This is a genomic window from Microbulbifer sp. YPW1 (assembly GCF_013367775.1).
Classification (GTDB): domain Bacteria; phylum Pseudomonadota; class Gammaproteobacteria; order Pseudomonadales; family Cellvibrionaceae; genus Microbulbifer.
The window spans coordinates 1,341,105-1,357,149 of sequence record NZ_CP055157.1; the positions used below are offsets into that span (position 1 = coordinate 1,341,105).

A 16,045-nucleotide genomic window follows, 5' to 3' on the forward strand; every position below is an offset into this window, starting at 1 on the left:
GATACTCGATGTACATGGGGCAGGCACGGAAACGTCCTGCCCTTTTTATTGATTGGAAAGCCCTATCCGCCGGTCAAATGCAGATGGATATAAAAAAATATTTGAGAGTTGCGTTACTTCTATCGGCAACCCTGCTGATCGCGGGCTGCGACGAGGAGAAGTCCGCGGCGCGTATTTTCATCAATGGCACAATAGTTACCGCTGATAAAAACCATCCCTTGGCTGAAGCAATTGCGGTACGGGATGGGCGCATAATCGCGGTGGGCACTCGTGCCGAAGTCGAAAAGTTTTCCGACGACAATACCGAAGTAACCGACCTCTCAGGCAATACGCTTCTCCCTGGATTTGTTGCCGCCCACGAGCACCCCGCCATCAGTGCGGTGTTCCGCAATTTTTTTGATATGAGCGGCTTCACCCATCCCTCCGCGGCAGATGCATGGAAAGCACTGGAAGCAGAAATCGCCAACACGCCGCGCGGTGAATGGATTTACGCAAAGGGACTGGATCCAGTATTACTCAGCGGATTGGCGACGCCCACGCGCACACAACTGGATCAACTGGCGCCGCACAACCCGGTATTTATTCTCGCCCAGAGCATGCACACCGCGTGGGTGAACTCCGCGGCGCTGGCGGCCATGGGTATCGATGAAAATTCTCCAGTACCCGGTGAGGGCTCCTACTACGGGCGCGATGAAAACGGGCGACTAAACGGCATGCTAGTAGAAAAGCCCGCGCTGGAGCCTTTTCTCGCCCCGCATAAAAACCCACTGAAAGTGACCGCAGCTTACCAAGCAGAGCTGGACGATCTGCGGCGCGCTGGCTACACCACCGTTGCCTCCTTGGGTTTTAACGTACCTGCCTGGCTGGCGCGGTGGGTTGCCAGTGATCATTTCTCCCCGCGTATCCGTCAGTTTTTTTACTACCGTGGAGAAAACCTCGACAAGCTGGATGGCACGCCAGAAAAAGAAGGCGATAGCTTCCGCGTCCTCGGGGCAAAATTCTGGTACGACGGTTCGCCCTACAGCGGCAGTATGGTTGTGGAACAGGCCTATGCGGATAGTGACCTCAGCACGCAACTGGGTATCGCCCACGGCAGCCACGGTGAACCGGTAATAGGCGCGCAAGAATTCCAACAGCAGCTACACCTGTTCAGTGAGCGCGGCTGGCAGACCGCCACACATGTGCAGGGAGACCGCGCGGCACGGGATTATCTACGTCTGTTACAGGCCAATCTGGATAACCTGCCAGTAGATCAACGGGATAGGTTCATCGCCCAGCGGCACCGCCTCGAACACGGCCTGCTGCTGTCAGAGTCCTTGTTGCCGCAGCTGGCCGAACTCGGCATCACCCCCAGCTTCCATATCAACCACCTGTATTACTACGGGGATGCACTCAAGGACCAGCTGCTGGGCGAGGAGCGCGCACAGCGCCTGTTGCCGGTCGCGGCGGCATTTGCCCACGATATGCACCCCACCCTGCACGCGGACAGCCCCATGTTTCCCGCCGAACCCTTCAGCCTGATGCAAACGGCGATTACCCGCCGCAGCCGCGGTGGCACTGTGCTCGGGCCGGATCAGGCTTTAACCCCACTGCAAGCGCTGCGGGCGCTAACCATCAATGGCGCCTGGCAACTGGGGATGGAAAACGAGGTAGGCAGTATCGAGGTGGGAAAATACGCGGATCTGGTGATTGTGGATAAAAATCCGCTGACCACACCAGCGGAACAGTGGCGGGAAATCCGGGTGCTGCAGACTTTGATTGCGGGACGCGACTGACTTTCAGAGGCGACTCAGGCGAGTTCGGTCAGCAGATCCCGGATACTGCCGAGCAATCGGCGGGAAACCGGCGGCGCCAGATCTATATCCTTCAGGGTTACTTCGTGGCCGCCGGCGGTTTTGCGCAGGCCGGTAATGTATTCCACCGCGACGATGGCACTGCGGTGCACCCGCACAAAACGCTCGCCAAACTCCGCTTCCAGTTCTTTTAACGATTCATCCAATAGCGTCTCGCCACCACTGTGGTGGGCGATAACGTATTTGTCTTCGGCAATAAAACAGCGGATATCCGCGACATCCAGTAACTGCACGCCGCGACGGCTCACCGCTTTGATCTGGCGGCGGCCGCTCGTGGGTGCCTGGGCGTTGAGTTTTTTGAGTTGTGGCCGGCTCAGTCTTCGCGCCTGGGCAATCGCCTGTGCCAGTTGCTCCACACTGACGGGCTTGAGCAGGTAACCCGATGGAGCGACCGCAAAGGCAGGGAGCGCAAACTCGTCGTGGGCGGTGCAAAAAATGATCGCGGGTGGGTTGGGGCGGTTGGTGATCTGGGTGGCGAGTTGGAGCCCGCTTTCCCCGGGCATTTCGATATCCAGTAACAACAGGTCCGGGTCGAGTGAATCCAGCTGTTGTATTGCGCTTTCCCCATCGGCAGCTTCTCCCAGCAGTTGGCAACCATCAATAGTCTGCAACTGTCGGGCCAGTCTGGCCCGTGCCAGCGGTTCGTCGTCGACGATCAACACGCCGAGATTGCTCGCGGGAGTGGATACGGAATCGCTCACGAGGCGTCCTCCGCCACAGCCGCCGACTGATGCACTGACTTCAGCAATTGTCCGGTTTCCAGCGGCAAACGCAGTTCCACCCGGTAGTGACCGTCGCGGACCTCCGCACCGAAGCGGAAGCGATTGCCGTAAAACGCACCGAGACGCTGACGGATATTATCGACCGCCATACCGTTGCCGCGATGGACGCTAGTGCTGCCCTGTTCGCGACCATTTTCCGTCCCGGAATCTGCAATGGGATTTTCAATCGACAATAGCAGTTCGCGCGCCCTGCTGCCAATGACATTTTGTTGAATGGCAATGCGCACCACACCGCCCTGTCGCAGTCGCGCAACACCATGCAGCACCGCGTTTTCCAGCAGCGGCTGCAGCAGCATGGAAGGTAGTTTGATTCCTACGGGCAGCTCTTCAACCAGCCACTCCTGACGGAGCCGATCGCCGAGCCGCAGGGACTCGATTTCCAGATAACGCTTCGCCAGCGCAACTTCCTGCTCAAGGGGTACCAGCGTTGAGTCTGCCAGTGAGGCGCGAAACAGTGCCGAGAGATCTTCCACCAGTTTTTCCGCGCGCTCGGCATCCACGGCAATCAGGCTGGCGAGACTGTTCATACTGTTGAACAGGAAGTGCGGACGAATACGCGATTGCAGTGCCTCGATACGCGCGCCCAGCTCCGCCTGCTGCTGATTGTGCAGTTGCTGCTGCACATAGGCGTAGCGCAGGAAGATCCCGGAACAGATGGCGCCCACCAGCAGGCTTGTCAGTAGCGACCAGTGATCGATGACCGAGCCTGACATATCCGCCAGCCACCAGTGCTGCACCCCGAGCACAGTGACCAGTACCGACAGCACCACGGTATAACTGAGTGCGGCGGCCAGCTTGTGGGAGAGACGCGCCAGGGCTGGGCGCAGGCGGCACAGAATGGCGGCAGCCGGCAGTATCACCCACAGCACGGTAAGTGAAACCAGCCCCAGGCGCTGCCAGTTGAACGGATACAGGCCATCGCTGGCGAGCACCAGCACCAGGGACAACAGCTCGCCGATCAGAACCAGAGCGGCCACGCCGGTCACATTGCACAGATCGGGCAGGAATGGCGCCGGTTCCGCGGACTCCGGGCACGCAGAATCTTTGCCATCGGGGGCAATTTCGCGAACTTGCTGCGCTATAATGCCCGCCGCTTGCGCGGGCCGCGAAGATGTCATACCACGTTATCTTTATGATTGGATCGGCTTACTGGCATCAAAAGATACCGCCTGCGCCCGGTCACTTCCACTATCCGGATCGGCAAACAGTTACCTTTCATTCCGCAGTCAGACCAGAGGCAGCATGAGCAACGACAACTCCTCAGCCAACAACGCACAGAACCCCGCCGCCAAGCTCTGGGGTGGGCGCTTCAGCGAAGCCACCGACGCTTTCGTAGAGCGCTTTACCGCCTCGGTGATGTTTGACCAGCGTATGGCGCTGGAAGACATCCAGGGTTCCCTGGCCCACGCGCAGATGCTGTCGGAAGTCGGCGTGCTGACCGAAGACGAGTTCAAGCAGATCGAAGGTGGCCTCAAGGATATCGCCGAGGAGATCAAGGCCGGCGAATTCCCCTGGTCCGTGGCGCTCGAAGACGTGCACATGAATATCGAAGCGCGCCTGACCGACCGCATCGGTGCCACCGGCAAGAAGCTGCACACCGGCCGCTCGCGCAACGACCAGGTAGCGACCGACATCCGCCTGTGGCTGCGCAACCGCATCGACCTGATCGCCGGCGAACTGACCCGCCTGCAGACGGGACTGGTGGATCTGGCGGAAAAGGAAGCGGACACCATCATGCCCGGTTTCACCCACCTGCAGTCCGCGCAGCCGGTGACCTTTGGCCACCACCTGCTGGCCTGGAACGAGATGCTGACCCGCGACTTCGAGCGCCTGATGGACTGCCGCAAGCGCGTCAACCGCTCGCCCCTGGGCGCCGCGGCCCTGGCCGGCACCAGTTACCCGATCAACCGCGCGCGCACCGCCGAGCTGCTGGGCTTTGATGCGCCCACCGAGAACTCCCTGGACTCCGTCAGCGATCGCGACTTCGCCATCGAATTCTGCGCCTTCTCCGCACTGCTGCTCACCCACCTGAGCCGCGCCAGCGAAGAACTGGTGCTGTGGACCTCCAGCCAGTTCGACTTTATCGACCTGCCCGACCGCTTCTGCACCGGTTCCTCCATCATGCCGCAGAAGAAAAACCCGGACGTACCGGAACTGGTGCGCGGCAAAACCGGCCGCGTCAACGGCCACCTGATCGCCCTGCTCACCCTGATGAAGAGCCAGCCGCTGGCCTACAACAAGGACAACCAGGAAGACAAGGAACCCCTGTTCGACGCCGCCGACACCGTGCTGGATTGCCTGCGGGCCTTCGCCGATATGGCGCCGGCGCTGAAGCCGAAGAAAGAGAATATGCTCGCCGCCGCCGGCAAGGGTTTCTCCACCGCCACCGATCTGGCGGACTATCTGGTGCGCAAGGGCGTGGCCTTCCGCGATGCCCACGAGATTGTCGGCCAGTCCGTGGCCTTTGCCATTGAAAAGGACTGCGACCTCGCCGACCTCAGCCTCGCCGAGCTGCAGAAGTTCTCCGATGTGATCGGCGACGATGTGTTCGATGTGCTGACACTGGAAGGCTCCGTCGCCGCCCGCGACCATATCGGCGGCACTGCACCGAACCAGGTGCGCGCCGCCTGCGAGCGCGCGCGCAAGCTTATCGCCGCGCGCTGATAAGCTTCCCGTAAGTTACTGTGTAGGAGCCTGCCATGCAGGCTCCTACACAAAACCTCCTGCCATCATTCATCTGGCTCCGCGCCACTTTCTGACACCCGTGACCCGCTAGACTTCTTTTGAGAAAAAGAAGCGATCACGGGGACAGTCTGCACGTGCGAAAATATATTGTTATCGGCATTGCTGCCTTCGCGGTCGCCACCTACCTCACCAACGCCTCCTGGCTCGTGCAAAAGCGCACGGGCGAGCCGACGCTGATTTCCCACCGCGGGGTCTATAAAACTGAGGAACTGGATTTTTTACCGGCAGATTATCGCGGCGCGCTGTGGGTGGAAGAGATTGAAGCAATACGGCCTTATGCGAAAACAAGGTTCGAAATCGAAAAGTAGAAGGGACACCAAACTCAAAAGCGAAGACGGCGATACCCGGTAGCGTCGCCGCCAACAAACCACCTACGAAGTCTCTCCTAAGATCCATCAGAGTCCTCGTCTTTCTCGTGAACCTCCGTCACCACCTTCTGTACCAGCTTCACCCGCCCGGACTGCACCAGTGCATCGCGCAGTACGTACTCGATCTGCGCATTGAGACTGCGCAGATCGTCATCGGCCCAGCGCTGCATTGCTGCCAGCACCTGCTCGTTGATTCGCAGTGGGAAAGCTTTCTTTTTTGCCATAATGTCGGATCGGGATCAGTAAAGACTGCCGCTGTTGATGACCGGCTGCACCTGCTGTTCACCACAGATCACGACCATCAAATTGTTTACCATATTCGCCTTGCGCTCTTCATCCAGCTCAAGTTCGTGTGACTCGGCCAGGGTGGAAATGGCATCGGTCACCATTTCCACTGCACCGCGTACGATCAGTTTACGCGCCGCCAGTATCGCGCCCGCCTGCTGCTTGCGCAGCATCGCCTGGGCGATTTCCGGCGCGTAGGCGAGATGACTGATGCGCGCCTCGATCACCTGGATGCCCGCGCGCCCCAGCCGCTCCTGGACCTGATCGCGGATTTTTTCCGCAATGCTGGTGGGGTCGCCGCGCAGGGACAGCGCCTCTTCACTGTGGTTGTCGTAGGGGTATTCGTTGGCCACGTTGCGCAGTGCCGCCTCGCTCTGGATGGTGACAAAGCTCTCGTAATCGTCCACCTCAAAGTAAGCTTCGGCGGAGTCCACCACCTTCCACACCACCACCGTGGCGATCTCGATCGGGTTGCCGTTGGCATCGTTGACCTTGAGCTTGCCGCTTTCGAAGTTGCGCACCCGCAGGGAAATGGGTGTGCGCTTGAACACCAGTGGATTGGTCCAGCGCAATCCGCTGGTGTGTTCGGTGCCCACATACTTGCCGAACAGCTGCAGGATTTTCCCCTGATTCGGCGCCACCATAAACAGGCCGTGCCAGCAGAAACCAACCACCAGAGTCGCTAACCCCCAAAGGGCGGCAGCCGCGAACTGCTGTGCGGCCAGGCTCCAAACCGCCATACCAATGGTCAGCACCTGCAGCGCCAGAAGCACTGCCAGCATGCCATATCCACTCACCGTAAAGGCGCGCTTTTCCTTGATCATCCGGGACTCCTTGTATTCAGGCCGCGATTTAGATATCAATTTGATATCAATCTAGCATCACACAAATTGGCTGCCAAGGATTTTCGGACGCACGAGCCCTGCGGATAGACCGATGTCCATCTGCCGCGGTGAATTCGAAACGAGGGAAAGGGCTCCGGGATGCGGCGTACCGAGATCCCGGCGACAGGATTACAGGCCGAGGGACACAGGGGTGCCCTGCTGCTCGGTCAGCACCCGATCCAGCAGGGTCGGCAGATCTTCGCCGGTGGTGGTGCATTTCCAACCCGGGTTCTGGAAGCCGAGGTGATAGCCCCCGGAGCGCGCTGCCACCCACAGCTCCTGCACCGCGCCCTGGCGGGACAGAATCACCTGGGTGCCGTTGTCCTCCAGGGTGATGGTCAGTACCGCGTCCGCGCGCTCGTAGTCCATATCCACTTCGCATTCATCGAGGGCGTCTTCGATCGCGATGAGGGTTTCTTCGATGGCGGCGTTGTAGGCGGTTTGCGTGGCGGCCTGGGTCATATTCCGGTTACTTTTGTTACTGTGTTGCTAAAGGGAGAGGATCGCTATACTAGCAGGCTTTTCCAGTCTTCTCGTACCGCGCTTTGCGGCAGGAAAACCGATGCGTAAACCGATTACCCTCCTGGCACTGTCACTCACCCTCACCGGTGCGCTGACCGCATGCGGCCAGAAAGGCCCTCTTTACCTGCCCCAGGATACGGCGGCACCGACCGCCGCTGGCGCCGGCCAGCCGCAACAGGAAACCGACGGAAAACAGAAGCAGAGCCCGGCGCAGTCGCCCGAACAAGACTCTAAAAACAATACCCAGCAACACACGGAAGCAGAAGCAGTAGCCAAATGAGTGAATTTCACTACCAGCAGGGAAGCCTGTGGGCCGAGGGCGTCAGCCTGGAACAGATCGCCGAACAGTTCGGCACCCCCACCTACGTGTACAGCCGCGCGCACTTCGAACGGCAGTATCGCGCCTACGCCGATGCCCTGGGCGATCACCCCGGCCTGATCTGTTACGCCATCAAGGCCAACAGCAATCTGGGTGTGCTGTCGGTGCTGGCACAGCTGGGCGCGGGCTTCGATATCGTGTCTGCCGGTGAGCTGGAGCGGGTCATCCTGGCCGGCGGCGATCCCGCCAGAGTGGTGTTTTCCGGCGTGGGCAAGACCGCGGCGGAAATGCGCCGCGCACTGGAAGTGGGCGTGCACTGCTTCAACGTCGAATCCGAATCCGAGCTGGAACGGCTCGAGGCGGTAGCCGCGGAAATGGGTACGGTGGCCCCGGTATCCCTGCGCGTTAACCCGGACGTGGATGCCAATACCCACCCGTATATTTCCACCGGCCTCAAGGAAAACAAATTCGGCATCGCCATCGAGCGCGCGCCGGAGGTGTACCGCAAGGTCGCCGCCTCCAGCAGTCTCGAGGCGGTGGGTGTGGACTGCCATATCGGCTCCCAGCTCACCGAGATCAATCCTTTCCTCGATGCGCTCGACCGCCTATTGGTGCTGATCGACCAGCTCGCGGAAAGCGGTGTCGAACTCAAGCACCTGGACCTGGGTGGCGGCCTCGGTGTGCGTTACCGCGGCGAAGAGCCGCCGGAGGTAAGCGACTATCTGGGCGCAGTGAAAGAAAAGCTCGCCGGGCGCAATCTGGCCCTGGTACTGGAGCCCGGCCGCTCCATTTCCGCCAACGGCGGCACCCTGCTGACCCGGGTCGAATACCTGAAGCGCACCGAAGAGCATAATTTCGCCATCGTCGACGCGGCGATGAACGATAACCTGCGCCCGGCCCTGTACCAGGCGTGGCAGGATATCGTGGCGGTTACCCCGTCCAGCGGCGAGACCGAGAGCTGGGACATCGTCGGCCCGGTATGCGAGACCGGCGATTTCCTCGGCAAGCACCGCCCGCTGGCGCTCGAGCAAGGCCAGTTGCTGGCGATGCTTTCCGCCGGAGCCTACGGTTTCACCATGAGCTCGAACTACAACTCGCGCACTCGCGCTGCCGAGGTACTGGTGGACGGCGACAAGACTTACCTGGTGCGCGCACGGGAAAGCCTCGCAGATCTGGTACGTGGTGAATCCACGGTGCCGGCCAAGGATTGAAGAGACAGGACGGACGAGACACTCCCATGCGGCTCAAATTCACCAAAATGCACGGCCTAGGCAACGACTTTGTAATGGTCGACGGCATCACCCAGCGGGTAAAGCTGTCGCCGGAGAAGGTCCGCCAGATCGCCGACCGCCACACCGGCATCGGTTGCGATCAGCTGCTGCTGGTCGAGGCCCCTCGAGATCCGGACGTGGATTTCCGTTACCGCATCTACAACGCCGATGGCAGTGAAGTGGAAAACTGCGGTAACGGCGCGCGCTGTTTCGCCCGCTTTGTGCGCGAGCGACGCCTTACCAGCAAGGAAAACATCCTGGTGGAAACCGCCGCGGGCACCCTGCGCCTGAATGTGCAGGGCGCCGACCAGGTGAGCGTAGACATGGGCGAGCCGGTACTGGAGCCCGCACTGATTCCGTTCGAGGCCGATATCCAGGCGGAAAGTTATCCACTGGAAGTGGACGGTGAGACCTACAACGTGGGTGCCGTATCCATGGGCAATCCCCACGCGGTCCTGCTGGTGGAGGACGTGATCAAGGCCCCGGTGGAAACCCTGGGCGCCGCCATCGAGAGTCATCCCCGCTTCCCTGCACGGGTCAATGTGGGCTTTCTGCAGATCGAAGACCGCACCCGCGCCCGCCTGCGGGTGTTCGAGCGCGGCGTGGGCGAAACCCGCGCCTGCGGTACCGGCGCCTGCGCCGCCATGGTTTCCGCACGCCTGCGCGGACTGGTGGACGAGGAACTACAGATCACCCTCCCCGGGGGAACCCTGACAATCCGCTGGCCCGGGCCCGGTGAGCCGGTTACCATGACCGGACCCGCGACTGCGGTATATCACGGACAGATAGTACTCTGAGAACTCTCCCTGGAAGCAGCCGAAGACCACAATGACCGAACACAGCGACGCCCCCCTGATCGACAGCGCCGTCGAGGCCAGCCTGGAAAAGCAGGAAGCCAACGACAGCGAAAACCAGCGCAACAAAAAGCTGCTGTCGCGGCAGGTGGCCCGCTATCTGATGCAGAACCCCACCTTCTTCGCGGAAAACATGGAGCTGCTGGAAAGCATCCAGCTGCCCAAGGAATCCGGCAAGACGGTGTCGCTGATGACCCATCAGACCAACCTGCTGCGGGAGCGCAATATCGAAATGCGCCAGCGGCTGGATCAGCTGCTGCAAAATGCGCGGGACAACGACCAGCTGTTCATGCACAGCCGCCGGCTGGTACTGGCACTGCTGGAAGCCCGCACCGTCGCGGAAGCCGGCGACGCCCTGCTGAAAAGCTTCAAACAGGATTTCAATGTCGAGGTCACCGCGCTGACCCTGTTCGGCCCCCTGCCCGGCTCGGGGAAACAGCTGGGCGATGTGCGCAGCAGCTCCCGCAACAGCGCCGAGACCGCTATCGGCTCAATCCTGCGTAATGGACGCACCGTGTGCGGCTCCCTGCGCCCCACAGAGATCGCTTACCTGTTCGGCAAGGACGCGGATCGCGTCGCCTCTGCCGCGGTGGTACCGCTGGCGGGCCAGCTGGGCATCCTCGCCGTGGGCTCCAGCGATCCCAACCATTACCGCTCCAGCCTGGGCACCCTGTTCCTGTCCTACATCGGCGAGATCCTCGAGCGGCTGCTGCCCGACCTGCTGGCACGGAGCTGAGCCCGATGCAGCTGGCGGCCGCTACAGACGCCTTCCTGCGACATCTGCAGCACAAGAACCTTTCCCCCCATACCCTCGCCGGGTACCGCCGCGACCTCGATAAACTGCAGCTGCTGGCGGATGAGGAAGGGCGCGGCGACGTCCAGTCCCTGGATGAAATGTGCCTGCGCAGCTGGCTCGCGCGGCTGCACCGCAGCGGTATCTCCCCGAAAAGTCTGCAACGCTGGTTATCCGCCGTGCGTACCCTGTTGCGCTTCTGTGTCCGTGAGGGCTGGCTGGCCGCGAATATGGCCGAGGGACTGCGCGCGCCTAAGGCGGAGAAGAGACTGCCGAAGCTCCTCGATGTGGATGCCGCGGCGCAGTTTGTGGAAAGCCCGGACGGCCATGCGGGGGGCAACACCGAGGATGCGGCCAGCGACCTGCTGGCCCTGCGCGATACGGCGATACTCGAACTCTTCTACAGTAGCGGACTGCGCCTGTCGGAACTGACCGGACTCAACTGGCCAGATCTGGACCTGCGCGGCGGCGAAGTACGCGTGACCGGTAAAGGCAATAAAACTCGCCTGCTGCCGGTTGGACGCCATGCCCGGCGCGCCCTTGAGGACTGGCGCCGCGAGGCACCGCCATCCATCGCCGACGCCCTCGGTGAATCCCCGGTATTTACCAGTGCCAAAGGCAAGCGCCTCGGTAATCGCGCGGTCCAGCTGCGCCTTTCCCACTGGTCCCGGGCCGGCGGTGCCGAGCAACCAGTCCACCCGCATATGCTGCGCCACTCCTTTGCCAGCCATATGCTGGAGTCCAGTGGCGACCTGCGCGCCGTGCAGGAACTGCTCGGCCACGCGGATATCAGCACCACCCAGATCTACACCCACCTGGATTTCCAGCACCTGTCGCGGGTATACGACAAGGCCCATCCGCGGGCGCGAAAATCTGACGACGATTAAGCCGCCGGCGCAGTAATCAATGTGTCGGCGTCACGCCGGGAAGAAACTGGAAGGGAGTTGAGGGCGCGCAGCGGAAACAGGATGGGTGGAAACAGCCCGGAAGAATCTGGCCCCGGCCGAAGCCGGGGTGACACAGTGACTGTGCACATACCGGCGGGCGCCGGTATCCAGATATCCCTCGCCTGACGCGCTTAGATGGGCCGGCTGCCGTACTTCGGCTGCGGCTTGCGCGGTGGGTCTGCGGTCACTTCCGGGTCAATCTCGTTGATTGCCCCGCCTCTGGCGAGGAAAGCCTCGACTTCGGCATTCAGTTGACTGCGAGCCCGTTCCCGGGAGGTGATGGAACGCTCTTCGGCAAACTCTTCATTGTCTTTCGAACGAGCGCTGGACTGATCGTCTTTCATAGTGATTTACCCTGTAACTTGATACCCCTGTTACAGAGGGAATACCCCTGCTGCCGCACTCCATCCCGGAATACTCCGCACGCACCAATCAGATTCCTTTCTCAGTCCCGTTCCACGTAAAGCAAAAACCGGTTCTGCAAATAAAATCCGCCGGCCAGAAGATTTCCTGCGGCGAAATATTTATAGGCAGTGTCCAACCAGCCTGCCAGAAAAGGTTCCCGAATTCGGTAGAGTTTTTTTGCTCGTTTTTTGCCCGATTTATTGCACTTGGTTATGCAATTTTTACCGCCAGGGTTTTGAACGCCGTCACGACGCATAAATCACTTTTGCGCCATTCGAACAACGTTACTTCTCATACAGGATTTACAGGCACAAAAAAGCCCCGCGAGCGGGGCTTGAAAAACACTGTGTCGGATTCTTTGATCAGACCGCTTCGCTGCCGGTTTCGCCGGTGCGGATACGGATGACTTCTTCGAGCGCAGTGATGAAGATTTTGCCGTCACCGATTTTGCCGGTCTGAGCGGCTTTGGTGATGGCTTCAACGGCGCTGTCGACCATGCTGTCGTCAACCGCCAGTTCCAGTTTTACCTTGGGCAGAAAATCCACTACATATTCAGCGCCACGGTACAGTTCAGTGTGTCCCTTCTGGCGGCCGAAACCCTTAACCTCGGTAACGGTCATGCCCTGCACGCCGACCTCAGACAGTGCGGTGCGCACGTCGTCCAGTTTGAATGGCTTAACCACAGCCGTAATCAATTTCATTGACTTATCCCCTGATTATGTTTCTTGCGGGCACCGGCCCGAAAACCGGTGCCGGAAGATTCTTGCCGCCGTCGGCCGGGAGTCTCCCGCACCGACGGCTAGTTTATGAGCGCTTATTTGCTCATAAATTCCGGATAAGCTTCCATTCCGCACTCGGCCAAGTCAACACCCTGCTGCTCTTCTTCCTCGGTAACACGGATACCGGTGATCAGCTTGAGGGCGAACCATACCGCGAAGGAGGCCGCGAATACCCAACCAAAGATGGTAGCAGCGCCAATCAGCTGGCCGCTGAAGGAAGAGCCGTCGTTGGTCAGCGGTACCAGCAGCAGACCCAGCAAACCAACTACGCCGTGCACGGAGATGGCACCGACGGGATCGTCGATCTTCAGCTTGTCCAGGGTGATGATGGAGAATACCACCAGGATGCCACCCAGGGCGCCGAACAGGGTAGCCTGCAGGGCAGTCGGGGTAGAAGGCTCAGCGGTAATCGCTACCAGGCCAGCCAGGGCGCCGTTCAGCAGCATGGTCAGGTCGGCCTTGCCGAACAGGATGCGGCCGGTGATCAGCGCAGCAACAGCACCACCAGCGGCAGCGGCGTTGGTGTTCAGGAATACCATGGCCACGGAGTGTGCATTGGCAGCATCACCCAGCTTCAGTACGGAACCGCCGTTGAAGCCGAACCAGCCCATCCACAGGATGAAGGTACCCAGGGTAGCCAGCGGCAGGTTGGCACCCGGAATGGCGTAGATTTCGCCGTTCGGGCCGTATTTGCCTTTACGTGCACCCAGCAGCAATACGCCAGCCAGAGCAGCAGCGGCACCCGCCATGTGAACGATGCCGGAACCGGCGAAGTCGGAGAAGCCCAGGTCGCCCAGGTTGTACAGGCCGAAAACTTCACCGCCGCCCCAGGTCCAGTAACCTTCCAGCGGGTAAATGAAGCCGGTCAGGGCAACTGCGAATACCAGGAAGCTCCACAGCTTCATGCGCTCGGCAACCGCACCAGATACGATGGACATTGCGGTAGCAACGAACACAACCTGGAAGAAGAAGTCGGAAGCACCGGAGTACACGGAATCGCCTTCGAATCCGTTCTCAGCAGATGCAGCGAGCACTTCGTCGAGGCTGAAGGCCTCAATGCCGTTCAGCAGCCAGCCGCCGTCATACATGATGGCGTAACCACTGATCAGATACATGGTGCTCGCAATCGCGAACAGTGCCACGTTCTTGGTAAGAATTTCAGTCGTGTTTTTGGAACGCACCAGGCCGGCTTCCAGCATGGCAAAGCCTGCCGCCATCCACATAACCAGTGCGCCACACACGAGGAAATAAAATGTATCAATTGCGTACTGCAACTGAAAAATTTGATTTTCCATTTTTCGCTCCGTTTAACCCAAACTTCCCGAGTTGCCCCGGCAGTTATTGTCTAATGATCAAAGAATCGTTTTGGCAATCTGTTCTGTTATTTAGATCGCTTCCGAACCGGTCTCGCCGGTGCGAATGCGGATTGCCTGCTCAAGGTTCGCAACAAAGATCTTGCCGTCGCCGATCTTGCCACTTTGCGCCGCAGTACCAATTGCTTCCAGCACAGAGTCAACCTGGCCGTCTTCAATCGCGATCTGCAACATGGTCTTGGGCAAAAAGTCCACCACATACTCCGCTCCACGATAGAGCTCGGTATGTCCTTTCTGTCGCCCGAAACCTTTTACTTCACTCACGGTAATGCCGCTGACACCGGCCTCAGCCAGCGCGTCGCGCACTGCGTCGAGCTTGAATGGTTTAATAATTGCGGTTACCAGCTTCATGGGTTCCCCCTACAGTAAGAGCCCACTCACAATGAGCGGGCTCAATTTGTTGTGGCTATTACCAGCTGTAAGTCGCTCCAGCGAGTACGGTCGGCTCACACCAATCGGTGAAGAAACACTCTGCGTCGCTCACGTCAGTACCCACCACAGAGGCACTCAGCGCCAGTCCACCAAACTCCTTGCCCACTGACACGGAATAGTCGATGTAGGAGTCGGATCCGCTCAGGAAGACTTCTTCATCAAACAGGTTCAGGCCAGCGCTCAGGTCCAGGGAAATATCGTTGGCCAGCGCAAAAGAGTAGCCAGCGCTCAGGTAGTAAAATTCACCCGCCTGGTACCAGTAGTCGTCGGAGTAGGCAAAGCCAAGGCTTGCGTCGCCGATGCTCAGGCTGCCGTAAACTTCCTGGTAATCCTCATCCCGGTCACTACCGTGGTAGGCGTAGTAAATGTAGCCAACGTCATAGCCGATTCCACTTGCGGTTTCACCGGCGTAGCCACCGTAGAAATCCTGCTCGAAATCGGTTTCGTCTGAGCCGTAGGCGAAGTCCACTTGCGATGCCCAGGTGCCCAGGTAAACGCCGTTGCCCATGTCCAGATCAACACCGCCCTGGATGGCCGGGCCGGTATCGGTCTGGGAAATACCGCGGAAGCGATAGTCACTCACCACACCGATATTTGCGCTGAGGCTGGGACCGTCAGCGGCAGTTGCTGCACCACTGATGGCCATGGCCAGCAAACTTCCAGAAACGAGGGCAGCAATTTTGTTATTCAGTTTGGTTCCCACTGTTTGGTTCTCCTAGATCTCTGTGTGAAATGCTTGTCTTACTTTTTTTATATTTGCAGCTTCGACTTCGCCGGGGAGACGGCACTTGCCGCACACGCCCAGGCACTTCCCCAGAAGACCTATCCCCGCCTTCTTTGCCAGGGCGATTCGCACACAGGTACTTGCAGAGTTAGTGCCAACTTTAAAAAGACACACACAAATCAATGAGTTAGCGCTAAATGGCGGGGCATATCAGGCAAACAGAACGGACCGGTCAATTGATATGCGCAAAAACGGTGCGCACCAAAATAGAACCCGCACCACCAGTGGGCACCGGATATGAGCGGCGCGCCAAAGTTGAACCAACACGGCGCACGACAATCGTCCCTTGGTGGTAAAACCCCTCTGCGGTACTATTTCGCTTCGTTTTACAGCGGTTTCTTAGTGGAGAATTGCGCGTGGCCCGTGACAAATTGCAAGAGTTATTAAGTGAGCTGCAACAACAGGGGGCAGTGATCAGCAGCGACCTGCGCGATGCACTGGAGGTCGCAATGGGTAAACTGCCACTGGTCAGTCAGCGCGAATTCGATATACAGACTGCGAAGCTGGCGCGCGCGGAAGAGAAGCTCGCACAGCTGGAAGAGCAGATCCGTGCGCTGGAGAGCCGACTGGGCGACTGACCAGGGCCGGACACGGCGACCTGTTAGTCGCCATGTGCATACCATTTCAGGGACGACAGCTTTGCAAGGAA

Annotated in this window: 20 protein-coding genes; 9 read left to right on the forward strand and 11 right to left on the reverse strand. The window is 59.6% G+C overall.

Annotation, left to right across the window (positions count from 1 at the left end):
• Positions 1-83: 83 nt before the first annotated feature.
• Complete coding sequence (locus HUW35_RS05665; protein ID WP_181254646.1) at positions 84-1,775, forward strand: amidohydrolase; 1,692 nt, start codon at positions 84-86, stop codon at positions 1,773-1,775.
• 14 nt (positions 1,776-1,789) lie between these two features.
• On the opposite strand, the gene HUW35_RS05670 is transcribed toward HUW35_RS05665, so the two are convergent.
• Both HUW35_RS05670 and HUW35_RS05675 read right to left on the reverse strand, forming a co-directional pair.
• A complete protein-coding gene (locus HUW35_RS05670; protein ID WP_181254647.1) occupies positions 1,790-2,554 on the reverse strand; it encodes a LytTR family DNA-binding domain-containing protein in 765 nt (254 codons plus the stop codon).
• A complete protein-coding gene (locus HUW35_RS05675; protein ID WP_181254648.1) occupies positions 2,551-3,753 on the reverse strand; it encodes a sensor histidine kinase in 1,203 nt (400 codons plus the stop codon). Before HUW35_RS05675 ends, HUW35_RS05670 begins: the two co-directional genes overlap by 4 nt.
• Before the next feature lie 124 nt (positions 3,754-3,877).
• On the opposite strand from HUW35_RS05675, the gene argH reads away from it, so the two are divergent.
• Together argH and HUW35_RS05685 are read left to right on the forward strand one after the other, a co-directional pair.
• Positions 3,878-5,299: an argininosuccinate lyase gene (gene argH / locus HUW35_RS05680; protein ID WP_181254649.1), complete on the forward strand. Its 1,422-nt coding sequence runs from the start codon at positions 3,878-3,880 to the stop codon at positions 5,297-5,299.
• A gap of 155 nt (positions 5,300-5,454) precedes the next feature.
• The gene (locus HUW35_RS05685; RefSeq protein WP_181254650.1) at positions 5,455-5,688 is read left to right on the forward strand and encodes a hypothetical protein; all 234 of its coding nucleotides are present in this window, start codon (positions 5,455-5,457) and stop codon (positions 5,686-5,688) included.
• Positions 5,689-5,765: 77 nt separating this feature from the next.
• Here HUW35_RS05685 and HUW35_RS05690 read toward each other — a convergent pair whose 3' ends face one another.
• From HUW35_RS05690 to cyaY, 3 genes are all read right to left on the reverse strand, one after another.
• Positions 5,766-5,972 (reverse strand): Arc family DNA-binding protein, encoded by a 207-nt coding sequence (locus tag HUW35_RS05690; protein ID WP_181254651.1) that lies wholly within the window; start codon positions 5,970-5,972, stop codon positions 5,766-5,768.
• 15 nt (positions 5,973-5,987) lie between these two features.
• Positions 5,988-6,857, reverse strand: coding sequence for an SPFH domain-containing protein (locus tag HUW35_RS05695; RefSeq protein ID WP_181254652.1), 870 nt, complete (start codon positions 6,855-6,857; stop codon positions 5,988-5,990).
• 189 nt (positions 6,858-7,046) lie between these two features.
• Positions 7,047-7,379 carry an iron donor protein CyaY gene (cyaY, locus tag HUW35_RS05700; RefSeq protein ID WP_181254653.1) on the reverse strand — a complete coding sequence of 111 codons (333 nt, stop codon included), beginning with the start codon at positions 7,377-7,379 and terminating at the stop codon, positions 7,047-7,049.
• 100 nt (positions 7,380-7,479) lie between these two features.
• On the opposite strand from cyaY, the gene HUW35_RS05705 reads away from it, so the two are divergent.
• The 5 genes from HUW35_RS05705 to xerC are packed head-to-tail and all read left to right on the forward strand — an operon-like array spanning position 7,480 to position 11,563.
• The gene (locus HUW35_RS05705) at positions 7,480-7,719 is read left to right on the forward strand and encodes a lipoprotein (protein ID WP_181254654.1); all 240 of its coding nucleotides are present in this window, start codon (positions 7,480-7,482) and stop codon (positions 7,717-7,719) included.
• Complete coding sequence (lysA, locus tag HUW35_RS05710) at positions 7,716-8,969, forward strand: diaminopimelate decarboxylase (RefSeq protein ID WP_181254655.1); 1,254 nt, start codon at positions 7,716-7,718, stop codon at positions 8,967-8,969. Before HUW35_RS05705 ends, lysA begins: the two co-directional genes overlap by 4 nt.
• A gap of 26 nt (positions 8,970-8,995) precedes the next feature.
• Entirely contained in the window at positions 8,996-9,826 is an 831-nt protein-coding gene (gene dapF / locus HUW35_RS05715; protein ID WP_181254656.1) for a diaminopimelate epimerase, read from the forward strand.
• Between the two features lie 31 nt (positions 9,827-9,857).
• On the forward strand, positions 9,858-10,619 hold the full coding sequence (locus tag HUW35_RS05720; RefSeq protein ID WP_181254657.1) for a DUF484 family protein: 762 nt from the start codon (positions 9,858-9,860) through the stop codon (positions 10,617-10,619).
• A gap of 11 nt (positions 10,620-10,630) precedes the next feature.
• Complete coding sequence (gene xerC / locus HUW35_RS05725) at positions 10,631-11,563, forward strand: tyrosine recombinase XerC (RefSeq protein WP_370464615.1); 933 nt, start codon at positions 10,631-10,633, stop codon at positions 11,561-11,563.
• 191 nt (positions 11,564-11,754) lie between these two features.
• On the opposite strand, the gene HUW35_RS05730 is transcribed toward xerC, so the two are convergent.
• The 6 genes from HUW35_RS05730 to HUW35_RS05755 all read right to left on the reverse strand — a co-directional run bounded on the left by HUW35_RS05730 (position 11,755) and on the right by HUW35_RS05755 (position 15,315).
• Positions 11,755-11,967: a hypothetical protein gene (locus HUW35_RS05730; protein WP_181254659.1), complete on the reverse strand. Its 213-nt coding sequence runs from the start codon at positions 11,965-11,967 to the stop codon at positions 11,755-11,757.
• Positions 11,968-12,068: 101 nt separating this feature from the next.
• Positions 12,069-12,284, reverse strand: a complete 216-nt coding sequence (locus tag HUW35_RS05735; protein WP_181254660.1) for a hypothetical protein — start codon at positions 12,282-12,284, stop codon at positions 12,069-12,071.
• A gap of 106 nt (positions 12,285-12,390) precedes the next feature.
• Positions 12,391-12,729, reverse strand: a complete 339-nt coding sequence (locus HUW35_RS05740) for a P-II family nitrogen regulator (protein WP_043319767.1) — start codon at positions 12,727-12,729, stop codon at positions 12,391-12,393.
• 113 nt (positions 12,730-12,842) lie between these two features.
• Positions 12,843-14,102 (reverse strand): ammonium transporter, encoded by a 1,260-nt coding sequence (locus HUW35_RS05745; RefSeq protein WP_181254661.1) that lies wholly within the window; start codon positions 14,100-14,102, stop codon positions 12,843-12,845.
• Between the two features lie 90 nt (positions 14,103-14,192).
• The gene (locus HUW35_RS05750; protein ID WP_181254662.1) at positions 14,193-14,531 is read right to left on the reverse strand and encodes a P-II family nitrogen regulator; all 339 of its coding nucleotides are present in this window, start codon (positions 14,529-14,531) and stop codon (positions 14,193-14,195) included.
• A 58-nt stretch (positions 14,532-14,589) separates the two neighbouring features.
• A complete protein-coding gene (locus tag HUW35_RS05755; protein ID WP_181254663.1) occupies positions 14,590-15,315 on the reverse strand; it encodes a TorF family putative porin in 726 nt (241 codons plus the stop codon).
• Between the two features lie 437 nt (positions 15,316-15,752).
• Between HUW35_RS05755 and HUW35_RS05760 the strand changes: the two genes are divergently transcribed.
• Positions 15,753-15,974 carry an accessory factor UbiK family protein gene (locus HUW35_RS05760; RefSeq protein WP_181254664.1) on the forward strand — a complete coding sequence of 74 codons (222 nt, stop codon included), beginning with the start codon at positions 15,753-15,755 and terminating at the stop codon, positions 15,972-15,974.
• Positions 15,975-16,045 lie beyond the last annotated feature (71 nt).

Bases quoted from the DNA above. Each gene is read 5' to 3' on its own strand.
- HUW35_RS05665 (WP_181254646.1), top strand. From the start codon at position 84: ATGGATATAAAAAAATATTTGAGAGTTGCGTTACTTCTATCGGCAACC.
- HUW35_RS05675 (WP_181254648.1), bottom strand. From the start codon at position 3,753: ATGACATCTTCGCGGCCCGCGCAAGCGGCGGGCATTATAGCGCAGCAA.
- argH (WP_181254649.1), top strand. From the start codon at position 3,878: ATGAGCAACGACAACTCCTCAGCCAACAACGCACAGAACCCCGCCGCC.
- HUW35_RS05690 (WP_181254651.1), bottom strand. From the start codon at position 5,972: ATGGCAAAAAAGAAAGCTTTCCCACTGCGAATCAACGAGCAGGTGCTG.
- HUW35_RS05695 (WP_181254652.1), bottom strand. From the start codon at position 6,857: ATGATCAAGGAAAAGCGCGCCTTTACGGTGAGTGGATATGGCATGCTG.
- cyaY (WP_181254653.1), bottom strand. From the start codon at position 7,379: ATGACCCAGGCCGCCACGCAAACCGCCTACAACGCCGCCATCGAAGAA.
- HUW35_RS05705 (WP_181254654.1), top strand. From the start codon at position 7,480: ATGCGTAAACCGATTACCCTCCTGGCACTGTCACTCACCCTCACCGGT.
- lysA (WP_181254655.1), top strand. From the start codon at position 7,716: ATGAGTGAATTTCACTACCAGCAGGGAAGCCTGTGGGCCGAGGGCGTC.
- dapF (WP_181254656.1), top strand. From the start codon at position 8,996: ATGCGGCTCAAATTCACCAAAATGCACGGCCTAGGCAACGACTTTGTA.
- HUW35_RS05720 (WP_181254657.1), top strand. From the start codon at position 9,858: ATGACCGAACACAGCGACGCCCCCCTGATCGACAGCGCCGTCGAGGCC.
- HUW35_RS05730 (WP_181254659.1), bottom strand. From the start codon at position 11,967: ATGAAAGACGATCAGTCCAGCGCTCGTTCGAAAGACAATGAAGAGTTT.
- HUW35_RS05735 (WP_181254660.1), bottom strand. From the start codon at position 12,284: ATGCGTCGTGACGGCGTTCAAAACCCTGGCGGTAAAAATTGCATAACC.
- HUW35_RS05740 (WP_043319767.1), bottom strand. From the start codon at position 12,729: ATGAAATTGATTACGGCTGTGGTTAAGCCATTCAAACTGGACGACGTG.
- HUW35_RS05745 (WP_181254661.1), bottom strand. From the start codon at position 14,102: ATGGAAAATCAAATTTTTCAGTTGCAGTACGCAATTGATACATTTTAT.
- HUW35_RS05750 (WP_181254662.1), bottom strand. From the start codon at position 14,531: ATGAAGCTGGTAACCGCAATTATTAAACCATTCAAGCTCGACGCAGTG.